Source organism: Algibacter sp. (assembly GCF_039977455.1).
Lineage (GTDB): Bacteria > Bacteroidota > Bacteroidia > Flavobacteriales > Flavobacteriaceae > Algibacter_B.
Genome location: NZ_JBDWDG010000013.1, coordinates 61,860 through 81,769, shown reverse-complemented (window position 1 = coordinate 81,769; position 19,910 = coordinate 61,860). Strand labels below are relative to the sequence as shown.

At 31.6% G+C, this 19,910-nt stretch carries 19 protein-coding genes; 2 read left to right on the top strand and 17 right to left on the bottom strand.

Annotated elements, in window-relative coordinates:
• Nucleotides 1-4 precede the first annotated feature (4 nt).
• The 6 genes from ABJM36_RS04590 to ABJM36_RS04565 form a co-directional block, all read right to left on the bottom strand.
• A complete protein-coding gene (locus ABJM36_RS04590) occupies nt 5-1,993 on the bottom strand; it encodes a hypothetical protein (RefSeq protein ID WP_348449649.1) in 1,989 nt (662 codons plus the stop codon).
• A gap of 256 nt (nt 1,994-2,249) precedes the next feature.
• Nucleotides 2,250-3,776, bottom strand: a complete 1,527-nt coding sequence (locus ABJM36_RS04585) for a phage tail sheath C-terminal domain-containing protein (RefSeq protein ID WP_348449647.1) — start codon at nt 3,774-3,776, stop codon at nt 2,250-2,252.
• 32 nt (nt 3,777-3,808) lie between these two features.
• Nucleotides 3,809-4,303 carry a phage tail protein gene (locus ABJM36_RS04580; protein ID WP_348449645.1) on the bottom strand — a complete coding sequence of 165 codons (495 nt, stop codon included), beginning with the start codon at nt 4,301-4,303 and terminating at the stop codon, nt 3,809-3,811.
• Nucleotides 4,303-4,737 carry a phage tail protein gene (locus ABJM36_RS04575; protein WP_348449643.1) on the bottom strand — a complete coding sequence of 145 codons (435 nt, stop codon included), beginning with the start codon at nt 4,735-4,737 and terminating at the stop codon, nt 4,303-4,305. The genes ABJM36_RS04580 and ABJM36_RS04575 overlap by 1 nt, the downstream gene beginning before the upstream one ends.
• Nucleotides 4,738-4,912: 175 nt before the next feature.
• Complete coding sequence (locus tag ABJM36_RS04570; RefSeq protein ID WP_348449641.1) at nt 4,913-5,533, bottom strand: MarC family protein; 621 nt, start codon at nt 5,531-5,533, stop codon at nt 4,913-4,915.
• 89 nt (nt 5,534-5,622) lie between these two features.
• Nucleotides 5,623-6,378: an amino acid racemase gene (locus ABJM36_RS04565; protein ID WP_348449639.1), complete on the bottom strand. Its 756-nt coding sequence runs from the start codon at nt 6,376-6,378 to the stop codon at nt 5,623-5,625.
• Between the two features lie 345 nt (nt 6,379-6,723).
• Between ABJM36_RS04565 and ABJM36_RS04560 the strand changes: the two genes are divergently transcribed.
• Nucleotides 6,724-7,341, top strand: coding sequence for a hypothetical protein (locus ABJM36_RS04560; RefSeq protein WP_348449637.1), 618 nt, complete (start codon nt 6,724-6,726; stop codon nt 7,339-7,341).
• A gap of 59 nt (nt 7,342-7,400) precedes the next feature.
• On the opposite strand, the gene ABJM36_RS04555 is transcribed toward ABJM36_RS04560, so the two are convergent.
• The 9 genes from ABJM36_RS04555 to ABJM36_RS04515 form a co-directional block, all read right to left on the bottom strand.
• Nucleotides 7,401-7,700 (bottom strand): hypothetical protein, encoded by a 300-nt coding sequence (locus ABJM36_RS04555; RefSeq protein ID WP_348449635.1) that lies wholly within the window; start codon nt 7,698-7,700, stop codon nt 7,401-7,403.
• 239 nt (nt 7,701-7,939) lie between these two features.
• Nucleotides 7,940-8,563 carry a DUF6515 family protein gene (locus tag ABJM36_RS04550; RefSeq protein WP_348449633.1) on the bottom strand — a complete coding sequence of 208 codons (624 nt, stop codon included), beginning with the start codon at nt 8,561-8,563 and terminating at the stop codon, nt 7,940-7,942.
• Nucleotides 8,564-8,765: 202 nt separating this feature from the next.
• Complete coding sequence (locus ABJM36_RS04545) at nt 8,766-9,509, bottom strand: hypothetical protein (protein ID WP_348449631.1); 744 nt, start codon at nt 9,507-9,509, stop codon at nt 8,766-8,768.
• Nucleotides 9,510-9,567: 58 nt separating this feature from the next.
• The gene (locus tag ABJM36_RS04540) at nt 9,568-10,299 is read right to left on the bottom strand and encodes a LytTR family DNA-binding domain-containing protein (protein ID WP_348449629.1); all 732 of its coding nucleotides are present in this window, start codon (nt 10,297-10,299) and stop codon (nt 9,568-9,570) included.
• 3 nt (nt 10,300-10,302) lie between these two features.
• Entirely contained in the window at nt 10,303-11,043 is a 741-nt protein-coding gene (locus ABJM36_RS04535) for a histidine kinase (protein WP_348449627.1), read from the bottom strand.
• 303 nt (nt 11,044-11,346) lie between these two features.
• Complete coding sequence (locus ABJM36_RS04530) at nt 11,347-12,567, bottom strand: ABC transporter permease (protein WP_348449625.1); 1,221 nt, start codon at nt 12,565-12,567, stop codon at nt 11,347-11,349.
• 2 nt (nt 12,568-12,569) lie between these two features.
• The gene (locus ABJM36_RS04525) at nt 12,570-13,313 is read right to left on the bottom strand and encodes an ABC transporter ATP-binding protein (RefSeq protein WP_348449623.1); all 744 of its coding nucleotides are present in this window, start codon (nt 13,311-13,313) and stop codon (nt 12,570-12,572) included.
• Between the two features lie 4 nt (nt 13,314-13,317).
• Complete coding sequence (locus ABJM36_RS04520; protein ID WP_348449621.1) at nt 13,318-14,520, bottom strand: efflux RND transporter periplasmic adaptor subunit; 1,203 nt, start codon at nt 14,518-14,520, stop codon at nt 13,318-13,320.
• A gap of 11 nt (nt 14,521-14,531) precedes the next feature.
• Nucleotides 14,532-15,851 (bottom strand): TolC family protein, encoded by a 1,320-nt coding sequence (locus ABJM36_RS04515; RefSeq protein ID WP_348449619.1) that lies wholly within the window; start codon nt 15,849-15,851, stop codon nt 14,532-14,534.
• A 239-nt stretch (nt 15,852-16,090) separates the two neighbouring features.
• Between ABJM36_RS04515 and ABJM36_RS04510 the strand changes: the two genes are divergently transcribed.
• Nucleotides 16,091-16,990 carry a DMT family transporter gene (locus ABJM36_RS04510; protein ID WP_348449617.1) on the top strand — a complete coding sequence of 300 codons (900 nt, stop codon included), beginning with the start codon at nt 16,091-16,093 and terminating at the stop codon, nt 16,988-16,990.
• A 29-nt stretch (nt 16,991-17,019) separates the two neighbouring features.
• Here ABJM36_RS04510 and ABJM36_RS04505 read toward each other — a convergent pair whose 3' ends face one another.
• Both ABJM36_RS04505 and ABJM36_RS04500 read right to left on the bottom strand, forming a co-directional pair.
• The gene (locus ABJM36_RS04505) at nt 17,020-18,333 is read right to left on the bottom strand and encodes a DEAD/DEAH box helicase (protein WP_348449615.1); all 1,314 of its coding nucleotides are present in this window, start codon (nt 18,331-18,333) and stop codon (nt 17,020-17,022) included.
• Nucleotides 18,334-18,530: 197 nt separating this feature from the next.
• Nucleotides 18,531-19,871, bottom strand: coding sequence for a DEAD/DEAH box helicase (locus tag ABJM36_RS04500; protein WP_348449613.1), 1,341 nt, complete (start codon nt 19,869-19,871; stop codon nt 18,531-18,533).
• Nucleotides 19,872-19,910 lie beyond the last annotated feature (39 nt).

Here is a 19,910-nt window from a genome sequence, read left to right as displayed (position 1 = left end):
ATAATTATTTATTAATAGGTTCTATAGCTTCAGCTGGAGCGGTTGATTTAAATTTATCCACAAAAGACGTTAAGTTTGTAGCATAGCCAACCATAAATTGAGGATAAATACTATTGGTATCAGTATGGAAATACGACCCTAATTTGGCATAAATACCGCCAACAGAAGTTTTAGGGTTTGTAAGCCAATAGAAGTTTGCTTCTAGGTTTATTAAGTTGTACGGCACTCCAAAATGGTCTTTACCTTTATTGGATATTATGGTTTCGGAGAATGACATGTTATCAATACTTTCATCGCCAGCATAATTTAAATCTTCTAGACCAAACCTAATATCGGCGCCAAAGTTAGATTGTGGTCGTATTTCAAAATTTAAATAAGGTCCATGAGCAACGGATAACAACTGTTTAGTAAAAGTAGAATCCTTTTCATTTTCTAGTACTTGTGTCATTTTAAAACCAGTTCTGTAAAAACCAACACTATAACCAAATCCTACATTTGTAAAAAATCCTTTGGCTTCATGTGTATAAAGTTCAAGGGATAGTTTACCGTATAAATTGTTTTTTCGCAATAAATCGAAATTACTAAATTGGTCGTCAGTATTAATATTTATAAAACGGTTTTCGTCATCGAAACTATTTTGCATAGAAAAATTTGTAACCGCTGTAAACTGTCTTATCAAGGTGTGTTTCGATATATTCCTTAGATTTAATGGCATTAATATTCTCGCTTGGGCGTTAACTAAGGAGTTTGAAGATTCGGTATTAAAACCCATAAGGTCAGAATAAATTATGGCTGTAAAAAAATCAAAAAAACGTCTTTCTTCTATTTTTACCTTATGTGTACTTTTACCTTCTGTTTTAAATAAAACCTTTTTATCATTTGCAACTGAGTAACTATATGAATCTTTAAAATTTAAAAAATCGAAAACATCATTATAGTCGAGGCTTATCTCACTTCTTTTACCAGAATTGCCCTTTTCTGGTAATAAGGTTGAAACTGTACTACCATATATGTTAAAATACCGAATGGGAACAGAATAGTCTGAATTAATAAAAATTAAATCTATAGTATCATTAAGCTTCGCGCTAACCTTTATAGTTACTGCTTTGTTGTTAAAAAATTGTACCGTTGCTGAGGTAACTTTTAAGGTTCCTTTTCCGTTTGATGTTTCTGATTTAAAGTCTTTGTTTTTGTACTGCCTGCTTTCTGTCCGTTGTGATAACACTTTATAGAATAGTATCGTAGGGTTTTCAAACCTTTCCTTTATAGTTTCATCCCTTATAAAAGCTTCCTTTCCATCATCAGCTTTACGGTCTAAATATTGGAAAAACGTTGAGTCTTTTGTTAAGCTAGAATACACTGTTTTATCCGTTTGATTTAAAAACATTAAAGAATCATTAATTGATTCTTCATTTATAATTTCTTTTAGCTTCTTTAGTTTTAGTTTATAATGAGTTATTTGATAGGGTATATTTTTGTTTACATTCAAAATTAATTCCCCCGAATAGTTATCTGTAGCCGTATCAATAGTTCTTATATTATTTTGAGACTCGGTGAGTTTTTTACGGATTTCCTTTTCATCATGACGCTGTACTTTTGGAAGTATTTTTTTTATAGAATCATTGTATTTTTGATCTATTGACTCTACAAAACCAAATTCCTTTTTTAAATTCAGCTTTACAGCTAAGACAAAAGTATCAGGATTTATGTCTTTTAAATATTCCATAGCCTTTTTACAATCACCCGATTTACAAATCTGCATGTCGAAGGTAGATTCTTTAGAGTCCACTCTAAACTCAAATATAGAATCCTCAATTTTTAGCATTTCTATTAAGGTTAATTTGGATGAAACCTCCGGTTTTTCGTCTTCGACAACTGGCTCATTTTGTTCAGGAGTTTTTAATGCCTCTAGTATTATTTTGTCATTTTTATCCTGACTAAAAACGTTAGCATATAAAGAAAAAAGAAGTAACGTGAATAATTTGGCTTTCATAATAGCTAGGTTTGGTTGAATAATAAACCATGCTAAGGTTTTAAATTAAACCAAAACATGCCCAATACGGGATAAAAAATTAAACTACGCTATTATAATTGCTATTAGGGATAGCTAATCATTAAATGATTGTAATAAATATAGACAAAATAATTTAATAGGGAAATTTGTTTTCTAGCTACTTAGCGTTTTTTTTATTGGGTATAAAACCATAAAAAGTATGGACGTATTGAGTTGAAAACACAGGTGCTTTAAATCATGAATCTTGCATGTTTTGAATTATTTTGAATACTATAAATTCTGCCGGTTTAATTAGAGCGACACCAACCGAAACTATCATGTTACCCTCTAAAATATCTTGAGCTGTCATGGTTTGTCCTAAACCTACTCGAACAAAATATGCTTTCTCTGGCTGAGAACCAACCAAAGCACCATCACGCCATAGAGCATTTAAATAATTCGAAATCATATTTTTAACAGCAACCCATGTATTAGTATTATTCGGTTCAAAAACAAACGGTTTTAAACCTGTTTTAATAGATTTTTTTACATGAAGAATAGTGCGATGAACGCTTATATAGCGGTATTCATAACTGTTACCAGCTAAAGTTCGCGCACCCCAAACAAGTGTTCCTCTACCAGTGAAATAATTTATCGCATTAATAGATTTTCCTGAAACAGCATCGACATTTAAAAGCTCTTGTTCTGTACTAGATAAATGGACCGTTGGCTTGATAACAGAATTTACAGATACGCCGGCAGGAGCTTTCCAAACACCTCTATTATTGTCTGTAGCAACATAAATTCCAGCTATAGCACCACATGGAGGAATACGGTTTTTTAAAACTTTAATAGTTTTAATGATGTCTTTATATGTAAGGCTAGCGGTTAATAATGCTAAATGTAGGTTTTGGTTAATATCTGCTGTAATATCATTTATTTTAAGATGCTCATCAATTATAGCGTTGGCTCTGTTTTCTGGCAATAATTGTTTTAATTCTCCTAATGGAAGATTAATATTCTGGAAAGTTGGTTCACTCCTGTCAATAATCGCTTCTAACCATGGATAATATACAGCGCCGAATTTTAGATTTTGAGTCCCGATTTGCGCTCTAAAATTTGTAATAATATCATTAGTAGCATGTCCTGCCATTCCTTTTTGAAAACCGTTATGAATATCCAAAACAGCAAAACGATTTTCCATTTCAAAACAATGGCTTAGTACCCTTTGATAAACTTGACAGCATTGCACCGAAGCCAGATTTACAGCATCCGGAATAACAATAATAGTAGGCTCAACATAGTTTTTAAGTACGTTTAAGCCGCCTTCTAATATATTGCCATTAACGATTTTGGTACCTAATAAATCATCAGCTTCAACAGTAACAGATGAGGCATCACCATAAGTCCCCACCGAAACAATATAACAATCCTTACCGCCATTATCGTAAAAAAGCTTTATGCTTGCAAACATGTAGGCTTTATGATTAGGCACATAATCCAATACTTTTTTACCACTTTTAACTTTAATAGGTATACCAGAATCGTTTGATAGTAGATCTAAAATATCAAATTTAGCATTGAAACCGACTCCAAAAAAGTTAACATACTCAGCAAATGACCTGATTTTTGTAGGTATATTTAATAAGGATTCTCCATTTTTTAAAGCCTTTTCAGTGTAACCAATAAAGGCTGGAACCGAGGTTGGTAAATCGGAAACTGAGTGATGTAAAGCGCTTTGCTCCTGAATGTATACTCCTGGGTATTTAAAAATTGCAGCCATTATTTACATATTTACTTCAAATTAAATAGTGTTTAGTGATATAATTTAGGTTTCTTTATAATAGGGATAAACGGTAATTTTATTGGCGTTAGTTTAAAGGGAGTAATAACCTCTCCTTTATTATTTAATACATTAAAACGCCGATACTGCAACTCTACGGTTTCAATTAATATTTTAGTGTCTTGGGCATGAAGCTCTTCAACCCCCCAAGCTACAGGTAAGGCCTTTTCTATTTGCCAACCACTAATAATCTCATGGTCGGCATTAAGCAAATTAACGGTTAAGTTTGTGGCTTGTTTTTTATTGTTATTAATAGCATCCATACACCATGCTACTAAACTGGAATCTGGTTGATAAGCACGTTTTAAAACAAGATGATCATATTTAACCTGCTTTTTGCCTTCGTTTTCAATAATTCTAGCTTGAAGACCTTCAACCGATTGAAAATTAGTATCAGAAAGAAGTGCTTTATTGTGAAAATGAACAATAAAGTGCATGTTTAGCGGAGGGTAGTTAATTATTGTCATTAGTTACCTAAACGTTGTATCGTAAAACCTTCATGAGCCAACTCTAAAGTCTCAATAAGAATCTCACTTTTTTTAGCATTAAGTTCAGAAAAATCAATTTGGATGGGCCATGCATTTCTAACTTGCCATACAATAGTAGGTTCGTGTTGGTGATTTAATAACTGAATAGTAAAATCACGTTTTTCAACGATTAAACCTATATTATCAAACCAAGAAAAACTACTATTATCACTAATTAACGTCCCACGCTTCAAAACAATATTTGAATACTTTCTAAGTCCGGGTACTTTAATGGTACTGTAATTAGGGGCATCACCGCTTCTATATTCTAAAATTTCATGCTTTGCTTTAAGTCCAGTAATTTCTGAAAACCCTCCAATTACATCATCAAAACTAACACTAAAATGAAAATTTACTACAGGATTATCATTCATAATAACTAGATTTTAAATTTGTAAACTGCTGTATATAAATATACTAAAAATAAATACGAGTATTTTAAATACTATGGCACTTTTATAAAAAACAGTAATAAATTAAATCCAACATAAAAAAAACACACCTTTTATAGCATGTTTTTTTTATGAGAAAGCTATCTGAATTCTAGAATTATGTTATTAAATTAAAAGAAATTTTAATGCCTTGTATAATCATGCCTGTGCCGATAATGGCAATAATTAATCCCATGATTTTTCCTATTACAGAAATAACATTATTACCCACTATTTTAACAATCCAATTGCTTAATCTAAAGGTGAAATAAGTTAATAAACTCATAGATCCAAAAATAGCAATCACTAAAAAAATATGAATAGTTTCTACGTTAGCAACAAAATTCATGGCAGTAACAATAGTCCCTGGCCCAGCTAAAATTGGAATGGCTAATGGAGATACTGCAATGTTTTCGTCAATATTTACATTATCAATGGTTTTTACGTTGGATGTTTTAGACTGTAACATATCAAACCCAATAAAAAATATTAAAATACCGCCAGTAATTTTAAATGCTGGAATACTTATATTAAATAATTCGAAAATATATTTACCTAAAAGTACAAAAACAGCCACAATAATAAAGGCTATTAAATTTGACCGTTTATTTATGTCATGTTTCGTTTTTACATCGGCGCCATGAGTTAATGACAAAAAAACCGTCATATTTGAAATCGGGTTCGTTATGGCAAAAAAAGCTGTAAATACGGTTATTGAGAATGTAACTAAGTTATCCATGCGATGCAAAAATTATTTTGGTAAGAACTTATATTTTTAATGTTTTACCAAAAGGATTCTGTTATATTAATGTTATTAATATAATGATTTTATTTTATCAATTCCATTTTTTTAGATTCTCTAATAAGTGCTCTAGCTAATACTGAAGTAGCATCAATTACTAGGCTGTCTTCAATTTTATTATATTGAATGGCCAAAGGAATTTCTGTACATCCTAGAATAACTGCCTGAGCCCCTTTCCTAGATAAATAGGTGGCGGCCATACTTAAATTATCCTTTGCTTTTTCGTTTACAGGGTTTGAAAACGCTTTAATACCATAACTAGTATCGTAAATAGAAGGATGAACAAAAAGATCTTGAATGTCTTGAGATGGCTGAATAACTTCAATATCATATTTTTTTAAAACCTCTGGATAAACTTTGGCTAAAATGGTTCCTGTTGTGCCTAAAACACCAACTTTTTTAATTTCTGGATGTTTTGTTGAAATATGAAGGCCTACCTCTTCAATAAGGTTTAGTAAAACACAAGATTCAGGGATACTTTTTTCAATTAAACTAAAAATAGGTTTAGCATGCGCAGTATTACATGGAATGGCAATAATACTTGATCCACTCGCAATTAACGAGGCTATAATTTCTGAAATCGCAATCCCAGGATTGATTTCAGTTTCACCTAAAAGGTATTTTGTTCTATCTATAATTTTATGCGGAACAGAAAGCATAGACACAGGTAAATGTTCTTGATCTGAAAGCGCCTCGGTTAAGTCATAAACTTTTTTTATGAGGTCAATACCAGCATAGCTACCAACGCCGCCAACAATTCCAATCATTTTATTTGTCATCATCCTAAATATAATTTTTATAAAAAAATAAGAGCGCAAAAATAGATGTATTTTGTGTATTGAAGGTATTAAAGTTTTTATAAAATTTAAATTACACAATTATTTTTTACCTAATTTTTATGATTATTAATAATTTGATTTCACTAACCTCAATTTCATAATTGCAAATTATAAAGCAAAATGCTAATAATTTAATATAAATGTTTAACCCTAGTAACTATAACAACTAAATTAATTATATTTGAGTTGGTAGGAATTTAAAACCAATGCAGTTTGAAAAGTAAACTTAGTATATATGATTTTTTGTTTTACACCGCCTTCTTAATTTGCCTTGTAGTTAGCATAACCATGGAAAGAAAAATGCTTTTATATACATCTCCAGTGGTGATAGTTACCATGCTTTTAAAATACATTAACCTAACTAAATACAAAGCAGACCCCCTTTTTTTGTTAGCATTAATTGCCATTTTTTGTGTTAATTTCATTTCATTTTATGGGTACAGTAACTACTTTAGAACATTAACCTTACTAACTTGTTCTTATTTATTGCTTTATTGCTTAATCCTTAAAAAGTACATTGTAAAATCTAAATATTCTATTTCAGTCTCGGTATCTATTGGTTCGTTATTAGTGGTCTATATAATCTATTCTGTGGTTACCTTACTTATGGATTATATTCAAAGAAGCAATCTATTTTACATGATTTTATGTGCTTCTTGTTTACTTATATATACTTTAGTTATTGCAAAAATTTATGTAAAAAACAATTATCAACATGGTACCTTATTATTGGCTTCGGGTATTTTATCCATTTTCCATATTGGCTTATCTCCTATTAACGAATATTTTTTTTACAATAAAACCTTTACTATTTTAATTATTATTAGCCACTTTGTTTCAGTATATCTATTTATGATGTTCATTACAGAAACTACACCCAAACAAAAGAATTTTTATAATAATTAAAAGCAATAAAAAAGGCATACTTAAAGTACACCTTTTTATAACTTTTTGAATTGTATATCTTATTTTAATAACCCTAATAAACCAGTTAATTCGTTTAAATTTAAACTAGAATTACTATCTGTATCTAAAACATTAAAGTTTTCGGCAACAGAACCAATGGCTTCAGTAGAACTAATAGCTTCATCTTTATTACTATCTAATAAAGTAAATAAACTAGAAATTTGACTTACTGTAGAGTTTGAGCTTAATGAACTCAACAAGGTTGTAGCTTCTGTAATACTTGATGTGTTTAAGTTTTTAACGCTATTACAGCTAAATAACGACACAGCTAAAGCTAATGATAATAGAACTTTTTTCATGATATTGTTTAATTTTTATTTTCAGGCCAAATGTAATTTGAAAGCTTTATATTACAAAGTAGAATAGATTAAACCGTGATATTTGTCTATTACTTAAGCAGAACTATCGATAAAGGAAAATCAACAATTAATTTATCTTGCTTTCTAATTAATTAGGGTACACCATGTGTTGTGTTAACCAATAAAAAAAAGAGAATAACTTTAAAGCTATCCTCTTTTTAACTAAAAAACAAATCAAACTAATTTATTTCAATGATGCCTACTACTTCATAAGCTCTAGCACCATTAACTTGCACTTTTTCGTATAACACATTGGCGTATTCGTAATAAGTTAATCCATCAACAACCACCTTTTCATAATCATTTGGCAGCTCATAAACGACCGTACCTACTTCTGGTTCTACCACTTCATATTGATTGTTTATTTGGACATAAAATATACCTTCAACATTAAAGTAGCTACGGTTGTTAAAGTATATCCTTTTGTAATTTGAAGGCAGTTTATTAATTCTGAATCCTACTTTTGGTGGAATTACAACATAGTGTCCTCTAGACTGTGTATAGTATTTATTATTTGAGTAATAATAATTTTGTCCTTTATGGTTTATAACTGTTTTATTAGGAACACTTCTTACAGAAACCACTTTCTTTTTAGGTGTTTTATAAATCACTTTGCTACTAGACACTCTCTTATTTTTTGAACTAGGAGTAGTAGTTGTTTTAGTTGTTGTAACTTTTGTGGTAGTGGTAACTTTTTTGTTCGCATTAGTCGTTGAACTTCTACGTGTCTGTCCTGAAACTTGGGTAGAAATAGCTACTATAAATAATGAAGGTAAAACGTATGTTTTTATAAATGTTTTCATAATGTTAGATTTTAAATAATTAAACTTCCTTTTCATGTATTTCCTAAGACGCTTCTTAGTTTTAATACTTTAAAGATATTTGGATTATTCGTGTTTAGAAACCAAACTAGACCATAGCTAGAATTGTATCTACCAACAAGAAGATTTTATAGAAGAGATTTTTTTAAACCAAGAATTTAGATAACGTAGGTTAGGTTAAATGCTATTGTAATTCTTGTTTTAAATGACTTAGTAAGATTTTTGTTTTACTACGGATAGTTCTAGCAAGATTTAAACGGTTTTGGGTACCTAATAAACGATCAATAAGGCTATTTTGATATGCTTTATTAGCTAATAATGCTGAATAATTAGACCTTACAGCATGTACCTTTGCATGAATGTATTTTTTTTCGTTTGGAAGCAAATCAACCAACGAAATATGTTGTTCTAAAATAGGTTTTATCTTATTTGAAACAATAGCTTTAACTTGGGCATCTTGACTTTTAAATGATTCTATTTTAGTAAGATATGTAGCTATTAAATCTTTTAACTTAGTACTCTCAATGGTCTCTAACTTGCTTGTACTAACAATAGAATTGATAGAACTATCTTGTAATTCGAACGTTGAATCCCCTATGTTAATAATACTATCTTTTGCCGATTGCGATAGTTCGGTATCGCTATTACCAATATAATTTAAAGTGTTTTCTAAATAAATAATTTTTTGTGTATCTTCTTCAATAATACGTTTTACTAAACGTAAATTAGTATCCAACTCTTCATTTAAATTTAGGTATATTTTATCCTCTGCAAGGTTGTTTTTTCTAATATCATTCAAATCATTTATTTTCCATGCAATAGAAACAGCAATAACAATAAGTACAATTTCTCCTAGAGCGTAAAGCAAGTATGATTTAAACTTACCTGCATCAATAAGTTTCCTTCTTAATTTTCGTAATAATTTCATTGAAAGACTTTAAAAAAAAGGTGTTTCCTGAATAGTAAAATACAAGATTTAGAGTTTATTAGTTAAGTGAATTGTTACTAATAAATTCTAAAAACTTAGGTTTATAAAGTTCAGAAACTGTAATTCGTTGCTTGTTAATTATAATTTGACTACGCTCAATAACATCTATATTTTTTAAGGATACTATAAACGATCTATGTACACGCATAAATTGCGTTTCTGGTAGTTCGGCTTCCAATGATTTTAAACTCATAAGCGTTAAAATAGGCTTCGGATTGTCTTTTATCCATATTTTTATATAGTCCTTTAAGCCTTCAAAATATAAAACATCTGCTAATTTGACTTTTAGTTGTTTGTATTCGGATTTTACAAACAAAAATTCTTTTTCTTCAGACAAGATGGTTTGTCGTTTTCCTTTCACCAATTCAAACCAGGTATTGGCTTTATTTGCAGCCGCTAAAAACTCGGCATAATCAAAAGGTTTTAGTAAGTAATCTATGGCTTCCACTTTAAAACCTTCTAAGGCATAATGATCAAAGGCTGTGGTGAAAATGACACGGGTTTCTTTAGGTAGCATTTTTGAAAATTCAATACCTGTTAAATCGGGCATTTGTATGTCTAAAAACAATAAATCTACAGGATTATTTTTAATAAACTCCATGGCTTCAATAGCACTACTACATTTTTTTTTTAGGTCTAGGAATGGGGTCTTCTCCACATAACTTTCTACTAAGTTAAGTGCCATAGGTTCATCGTCTACAATAACACAGGTAATTTTTATATTTCTCATATTTTAGTTGGTTTCAATTTTAAGAGTAACCAAAAATCGATCGTCTTTCAAAATAGTTTTAAAGTTAAATTTATTTGGATACAATAACTCCAAACGTTTTTCTAAGTTTTGAAGTCCAATACCAGAACCACTTTTATCGTCCGTTTTCTTCGGAAAATTATTGTTTTCCACTGAAAATAAAACATTTCCATCATTACAAGTCATAATAATATCAATAGCACTTGGTTTTGTTGCAGAAACACCATGTTTAAAAGCATTTTCAATAAGCGAGATAAACAATAAAGGTGCAATTTGAATACCTGTTTCTTTAATAGGAAAACTATAACTAACAGATGTTTTGTCAGACACTCTTAACTTCATTAAATCGATATACTTTTTAAGAAAATCGATTTCTTTACTTAGTGGAATGGACTCTACATTGGTTTCATACAACATATAACGCATCAACTTACTTAAACTGTGGATAGATGATTTAGCCTGATCTGGTGAAATATCTACTAAAGAATAAATGTTGTTTAATGAATTAAAAAAGAAATGCGGTTGCAACTGATAATGCAAATGTTGTAACTCTGATTTTAGTTTAAAATTAGTAGCCTCTTTACGTTCTGCTTCTGTTTTTGCCCAACGCTTTGTAGACTTTAAAGCCACGGAAAAGAATAAAGGCGCTAAGTAAGAAAGCAACTGTATATAAATAGCCATTTTAAATGGAGGCTCTGTTCTATTTGTGTTTGCTAAACGTTTCATTGAAATTTCCTGAAAGTAGTGATCTTCTATATATTCTTTTAAAAATAAGAAGAAGATGATCATCACTGAATTTATAATAATAAACTGCAGTGTTTTTTTCGGAAACAAAAAGCGGTCTACCAACACAAAATAGTTGATATAAAAAATAATTGACGAAAAGAATAGTGGAATCCAGAAATGTGCAATAACTCTATTGATTTCTTGTTGTTCACCGTAGGAAAGCAAGTACGGCAAACACAATAGTGTTAGCCATACAAGCACATGGGATACTACTGTTATGGTTTTATTTTTATACATAATTTATTATTCGTAACGTAACGCGGTTATTGGGTCTAAAGCCGAAGCTTTTCTTGCAGGATACCATCCAAAAAAGATGCCTGTTACTGCACAAACGGCAAAAGAAATCACAATAGAATATAGAGCTACACTAGTAGGCCAATTTAAGAATTTTTCAATAAAAACCGTGGATCCTAGTCCTAATAATACACCTAGAACACCTCCAGTAATGCTTATTAAAATGGCTTCGATTAAAAACTGCATTAAAATATCGGATCCCTTACCTCCTACAGCCATACGCAAACCAATCTCTTTTGTTCGTTCTTTTACAGAAACATACATGATGTTCATAATACCAATACCACCAATTAATAAGGAAATACTGGCGACAGCAACTAAAAGTATAGTAAGCATTTCGCTTGTAGAACTAAAGGTAGAAATTAATTCTTCCATAGATTGAACATGAAAATCATCATCCTCATTAGCTGTCAGTTTATGCTGTTCGCGTAAAATCTTAGAGACTTCTATAACAGCATTTGGAGCTTCCTCTTCATTTACTGCAGATGCAATAATTTGATTTAAATGGTCGATAGCCAAAATACGTTTTTGAACGGTTGTATATGGAGCAATGATAACATCATCCTGATCTTGTCCAAAAGTATTCTCTCCCTTTTCTTCTAAAACACCAATTACTTTAAACGGAATATTATTAAATCGAATCATTTGCCCTACAGGTTCTTGACCATCAGGAAAAATGTTTTCAACTACAGTTTGACCAATTAAAGCGACTTTAGAGGCAGTTTTAACTTCGGTCTCTGTAAACATACTTCCGCTTTGTAAATCGATTACTTTAATACTTAAATACTCCGGATTGACACCATAAATAGTAGATGGCCAGTTGTTGGATCCACTAATCACTTGTCCACTACCATTAACCATTGGAGTACTGTAACTTAATAAGGTAGACTGCGATTTTATAGCTTCATAATCCTTTAAAGTTAACGACTCCATAGCACTTGCTGCTTGTCTCACACCACCTCGAGTGTCTGCTCCTGCTTTTATAGTAATCATATTTGATCCCATAGCCGAAATCGTGGTCCGAATACTTTCTTTAGAACCTTCACCAATAGCTAACATAGCAATTACCGAGGCCACCCCAATAATAATTCCAAGCATGGTTAACAATGTTCTTGTTTTATTAAGAACAATGGCTTTTGTGGCAATTTTAAATAGATTTAATAGTCTCATAATTAATGGTCTTGTTTAGGTAATTTAGCCAATTCATTTGAAGCAGACAGAATGTTATTGTTTATATAATCTTGCATAACATCGCCATCTTTTAATACAACAGTTCTACTGCTAAACGTAGCGATATCTGGCTCGTGCGTTACAAATGTGATGGTAATACCTTGTTTATTTAACTCTTGAAACAGTGACATAATCTCGTAAGAAGTACGTGTATCTAAATTTCCAGTCGCTTCATCAGCAAGTATCATCACTGGATTGTTAACCAACGATCTGGCTATAGCCACACGTTGTTGTTGTCCTCCCGAAAGTTGCGCTGGTGTATGATGTAAACGTTCTCCTAAACCTACTTTTTCTAAGGCTTCAATTGCACGTTTTCTACGTTCTTCGGTAGAAACCTTACTGTTATATAGTAACGGTAATTCTACATTTTCTATAGCTGAAGTTCTAGCCAATAGATTATACGATTGGAAAATAAACCCAATTTTCTCGTTTCTAATAGTAGCTAATTCATTCCGTGATAAATCTTTAACACGTACACCATCAATTTCATAAGTTCCTGAGGTGGGTTGGTCTAAACATCCTAAAATGTTAAGCATGGTACTTTTACCAGAACCACTCGATCCCATGATGGTAACAAATTCTCCTTCTTTAATATCAAACGAAATACCTTTTAATGCATGAACCGTTTCGGTTCCCATGGTGAACTCTCGTTTTAAATCTTCTATTTTAATGATTGCTTTTTTCATCGTATTATCTTTTTCCGCCACCACCTCTTTGTGGCATAAATGGACTTTTACTTTGTTCCTCTGTAGCTGCTTCCGATTTTGATACACCTTTTAAACTATACACTAGTTTATCGCCTTCAGAAATTCCGCTTAAAATTTGCACATTAACACCATCACTAGCTCCTATTGTTACTTTTTTAGGTATAATTGCTCCGTTTGTACTTAACACCCAAAGTGTGTTTCCTTCTCGAGATCTTTCGTTTGTATTAGTCTCTAATTGATTTTGTGCATTATAATTCGCTAAGGTTTCTCTTTCTGGCTTAAAGTTGATGGCTTTAGCTTCGGCACTTAACACATCCTTCAATTCTAAAGTATAAATAGAAATGGTTGCTGTTAATCCTGGTTTTAGTTTTAGGTCTGGATTATGAGATTTAATTACTACTGTATAAGTCACTACATTCGAAGTAACCGTTGGATCTAAACGTACTTGTGTTACTTCGCCTTCAAAAGTTTCACCTATATAAGCATCAACGGTAAAGGTTACACGTTGACCTTCTTTTACTTGTCCTATATCTGCTTCATCTACATCTGCTTCCACTTGCATTTCCTTTAAATCTTGAGCAATTGTAAATAAGGTTGGCGTGCTTAAACTTGCTGCAACGGTTTGTCCTTCGTCAATAGCTCTAGAGAGAACCACACCATCGATTGGCGAATAAATGTTAGCATATTCTAAATTGGTTCTTGCTTGTTGTAAATCGGAATAGCGTTGTGTAACCGTTCCTTTTGCAGTTTCATAATTATATGAGGAATCATCAAAATCTGATTTACTAATTACTTGATTATCATATAATGTTTTTTGTCTGTCGTAAATAGTTTTCATGTAGTTTCTTTGACTAACGGCATTATCATAAGTGGCTTGTGCTTGTGTTTTTGCGGCATTAAGATTGGTTTTATCTAACTCTGCAATGAGTTGGCCTTCGGTAACCACACTGTTATAGTCCACATAAATTTTTTCTACGACACCAGACACTTGTGTACCAACTTCTACTTGTGTTATAGGTTCTATAGTTCCGGTTGCTGTAACCATGGTCGTAACATTTCCTTTTTTTGCTACAATTGTACTCGCTTCGACAATAATAGTATCGTCGGCATTTATAAATGAGTATCCTACAACTGCAAGTACTAAAATTGCAATGCTACTTATTATGATGTTTTTTTTAGGTTTCATATTAATTTGAATTAAAGTTTGATATCGTTTCCTTGATAAAATTGTAATAATTGATTGTATAAAATATTTAAGTATTTAGCTTGTAAATAATTTTGCTGTGCATTCGTATATATATTTTGGCTAATCACTAAATCCGTTGTACTTAAATCGCCTAATTCATATTTCTTTTGAGCTAGATTATACGATTGTTCTGCGGCTATTTTTGATGCTTCAGAAGCGATAACTTGTTCTTGGGCAGATACTGCATTTTGATACGCTGTTTCTACTTTTTTATACACTTCCTTTTCGATAGATTGCTTTTGTATTTCAGCTTTTTCGATATTTATAGTTGCCGCTTCTACAGCTGACTTTGTTTGATTTCGGTTAAAAATTGGAATGCTTAACGATAACCCTAATTTCTGATTAAAATTGACATCAAATTGATCTGAAAAGTTATTATCACTAATACTTGTATATCCTGAACCAATACTACCTATTAAGGATAATGTTGGTAAATAACCACCTTTAGCAATATCTAGCTCCTTCTCGTTGGCCGCTATGTTTAGCATGCTACTTTTAATTTCTGGTAAAAAATCTAGTGCATTGTTATAAACTTCAGTTTTGTCTATTTGAAAGTTTATTAGATCTAAATTATCATCAATAGCTTCTATTTCTATTTCATCCATTGGAGATAATTCCAATAATTGTTTTAACGTAATAATATATTGTTGGTAATTATTTTTAGCAGCAATAACATTGTACTTATTTGTGGCTGCTTGACTCTGTGCCTCGGTATAATCGCTTAAAGCTATTGTTCCTGCATCTAAACGTGCTTTTGCTCTTTCAACTTCGTTTTCTGAAGCTGCTAAATTATTTTCCGCAATAGCGATACTTTCTTTACTATAAAGTGTTTGTAAATAGGTTTCTAGAATATTTAAAACAATATTATTTTTTTCGACTTCTTCTTGAAAAATACTTTGATTTAAAAGGATCTCATTTTGTTTGATTTGATTACTAATTTGGTTTCCTTGAAACAGGGTAATAGAACTATTAATACCAACATTAGTACTGTGTATTTGATCGGTTACATAATCGCTAGTAATAGGGTCGATAGAAGTACCACTAGAGAAACTTTGCGATGCATTCCCGAATAAGTTTGGTAACCTTGCAGACTGGGCTTTGCTATAATCTACTTCGGCACTATTTTTATTTAGCATGGCATCTTTAACCGAAATATTATGTTCTAAAGCATAATCTATACAGTCTTGTAGCGACCATATTTTTGTTTGAATTTCTTGAGCAAAAGATATTTGTATGAAAAAGAAACTTAATATCGTGATGAATAATTTCATTGTTTTGGGTGTTTTGATTTAATACCTCAAAAGTGAAACTAATTGCCGTTTAAATAAAGTCTAATGTACGTTTGGAGAGATTGCCTATACCAAATGGGGTATTTTATCGATAGAATTTTTATCGAAATATCTTTATAACGGAATCTTTTATTAAAATGAATACTTAATAAACAAAACGGCTCTGCAATCTTTTTTATCAATTTTTAGTTAAAAAAAAGGATAAAACCTATTTTCGCGCCATGTGGATGTATTTAGGTTTATTAGCGGCTCTTTTTTTAGGTTTACACAATCTGTGTAAAAAACATGCGGTACAAGGTAACGAGGTATTCCCGGTACTTTTAGGTACTATAACTGCAGGGTTTTTATTGATTCTTCCATTTTATGTAGGCTCAAAATTATTTCCAGAGCAGATGTTAAAAATGGAACTCTATATCACAGAAATTCCATGGAAAACGCATGGCTTTATCATTATTAAATCGGCTATAATGGCTGCGTCTTGGGTTTTAGCATATCAAGCACTAAAACATTTGCCTATAACTATTGTAACCCCAATACGCTCTGCAGGTCCTTTCTTTACATTTATTGGTGCCATTACTATTTATCAAGAAAAGCCAAATTTTTGGCAGTGGATTGGTTTTTTCTTAATTATTTTTTCTGTTTTTCTATACTCCAGAATTGGGAAAAAAGAAGGTATTATATTTAAGAAAAACAAATGGATTTTTGCGATTATTGGAGCAACTTTTTTAGGCGCTTCCAGCGGTTTGTATGATAAATTCCTTATCCAATCCTTAACCTTAAACCCGCAAACCTTACAATTTTGGTTTTGCTTTTACACCATTCTCATTCTGCTAATCATTTTAACAATAACATGGTTTCCACACGCCGAAAAAAGAAAAGCCTTTAAGTGGCGTTGGACTATACCGTTGGTTGGTGTATTGTTGCAAATAGCAGATTACTTCTATTTTAAAGCATTACAAGACCCAGAAGCCTTAATCATGCTACTGTCTGCCATAAAACGAAGCCAGATTATTATTGCCGTTGTAGTAGGTGGACTTATTTTTAAGGAACAAAACAAACGCAAAAAATTAATTCCGTTAATAGGAATTATGGCAGGCGTATTCCTGATACTTTATACATAAATGGCTAAGGGGAATTTTAAATAGTGGCACTACAAAATAGTAATGCGCACCTTTTTCTTTTTTAACCGTGAATTGTTTAGTTTATTTACTAAACCGTCTGCTTTAGCTAATGGAATAGCTACAAAAGCGCAGTCTTGTTTAAGTTCAATCGTTCCAAGCTCATCTTTATTGATCCCACCTTGTTTAAAAAACAATCCGGCAATATCACCTTTAGAAATTTTATCCTTTCTTCCGCCAGAAATAAACAAAGTTTCCCAATACTGTGGTTTTACCGGCGCTTTTTTATTAATATTAATACCTTTTACATCCTGAATAAATTCAGGAAGGCGTTGGTCTTGCCATTTTAAAATATAAGAAGTTCCCTTAGCGGTCATTCTCGCAGTTCTGCCGTTTCTATGAATAAATTCTTCTTCATGACGTGGCAATTCATAATGAATGATATAACTCAATTCTGGAATATCAATACCTCTTGCCGCCAAATCTGTCGCTAATAACACTTGCGATGTTCCGTTTCTAAATGTAATTAAAGAGCGTTCTCGTTCTTTTTGCTCCATGCCACCAGAAAAACTACTAAATCTAATTTTATTACGTTTTAAAAAGTTTGCAACCACATCAATACTATCTCTTAAATTACAGAAAATAATACCCTGTTCGTTACCAATATGTTCCAATAAACCTAAAAGTGTTTTAAGTTTGTTTTGATCAGGTGAAATAACTGTTTTAATAGTAAGTTTAGAAGCTACCTTTTCTTTTAAATAGTTAATAGTTATTGGTTTATCCATTCTTACAAAACCAGGGACTTTAACCCCTTGAGTTGCAGATGTTAAAATACGCTTATTTAAACTAGGTATTTGACCTATTAAGGCTTTCATTTCGTCTTCAAAACCATCTTCTAACGACTTATCAAACTCATCTAGAACAAGGGTTTTTATACTTGATTTATCAAAACGATTGGCATCAAAATGATCTAACAAACGACCAGGTGTTCCTATTAAAATAGCAGGGTTATGTTTTATTTCTATTTTGTCTTTAGACATGGGTCTGCCACCATAAACAGCATTCACTTTATAACCAGAACCCATAGAACGAATAACCTGTTCTATTTGAATAGCTAACTCTCTAGAAGGCACAATTATTAAGGCTTGAATCTCTTCAGATTCAGGATTTAAATTTTGTAATAACGGCAATGAAAAGGCTAAGGTTTTTCCTGTTCCTGTTGGCGATAATAAAATGGTATTTGTTGCTTCTAAAATTATTGGAACCGCTTCTTCCTGCATAGGATTTAAAGCTTTAATATTTAATTTCTGCAGGATATCCTCTTGATTTTTAATACTATTTGCCATAATAATTTATGTGTGTTGATGCATTCTAAATTTTTATAATACTTGCCAACTCTAATGAATTTTACTCATTTTTTTTGAGAGAAATTTGTATTGAGAATAAGTTTTGAACTTTGAAGCTGCTCCTGATAAAATTGCAATAAAAATCAGAATCATTCGAACTGACAAACTAAATTATTTTAAAATTAAAATACATAATTCTATTTCTTTTTACCCGTTTTAGAATCATCCGATTTTTGTAGCACTGAACCAGTTTCTGCTAAATAATTCGCCAATATTTTATCTACTAATTCCTCTTTTGTTAAATGATGAAAAATAGTTTTTATTTTGGCTTTAAAATCTTCTGAAACTTCGCGGTTTGGTTTTGTTTTAAATATTTTCTTAGCCCAAATTAACCCGTTGTTTTCTTCGATACTTTGTGCATCTGCTTTTACAAACTCGTTAAATGTAATACCTAATTCGTTTTCAAATTCCGGAATATCTTCTATTTCATCTTGTTGAATAATACTAAGAGATAGGCCTTTAGCTCCTGCTCTAGCCGTTCGTCCGCTTCTATGTACATAAGCTTCATAGGTATCTGGTAAATGATAATTTACAACGTATTCTACATCTTTAACATCAATACCACGAGCAGCCAAATCAGTGGCTACCAAAATATCAATATAGCCTTCTCTAAATTGCCCCATTATACGGTCTCGAATACCTTGGGTTAAACTACCATGTATGGCACCAGACGAGAATTTATTTATTGCTAGTTTTTTAGCCAACTTATTTACAGCAGCCTTGGTTTTACAAAATATAATACCACGTTGCCGTTCTTTTGAGTTTAGAAAATGAAGTAAAACCTCTAGTTTTTCAATAGGTTCTACCACAACAAATTGATGATCAATACCCTGATGCCCTAGCGTTGCCATATCTACTTCAATTTGCACAACATGTTTAGACATGTAATTTTGCACCAACTGTTTAATGGCTCCCGGCATGGTTGCCGTAAATAATAAGGTTCTGCGTGTTTTAGGGATGTCCTTTATAATAACATCAATGTCCTTTTTTAAAGCACTTACCATTTCATCGGCTTCATCCAATACTAAATAGTTTATACTTTTAATATTTATGGCGCCACGTTCTATTAAATCAACTAAACGTCCAGGTGTTGCTACTACAATTTGAGGTGGTGTTTTTAAGCGTTCTATTTGTGGTTTAATAGGAATACCACCGCAAATCGATGCTATTTCTATTTGCGCACTATGCGCCGAAAACGCCACTAGGTTTTTATAAATTTGCTGTCCTAACTCTCTTGTAGGTGCAAGTATTAAGCATTGTACGCTGTTGTTTGCTGTATCGATAAGTTGCAATAATGGCAAACCAAAAGCAGCGGTTTTACCAGTTCCTGTTTTTGCTAAAACTACAATATCTTCTTTTTGATTTAGAACCGTAGGAATCGTTTTTTCTTGGATATCTGTTGGATTAGAAATCTGTAAATCCTTTAGCGCTTCTTGTAATTGTGCGTTAATACCTAAATCGGAAAAGTTTTTTGACATAAAAATAATTTTGACAAAGGTAAGTATTAACCTTTAGTT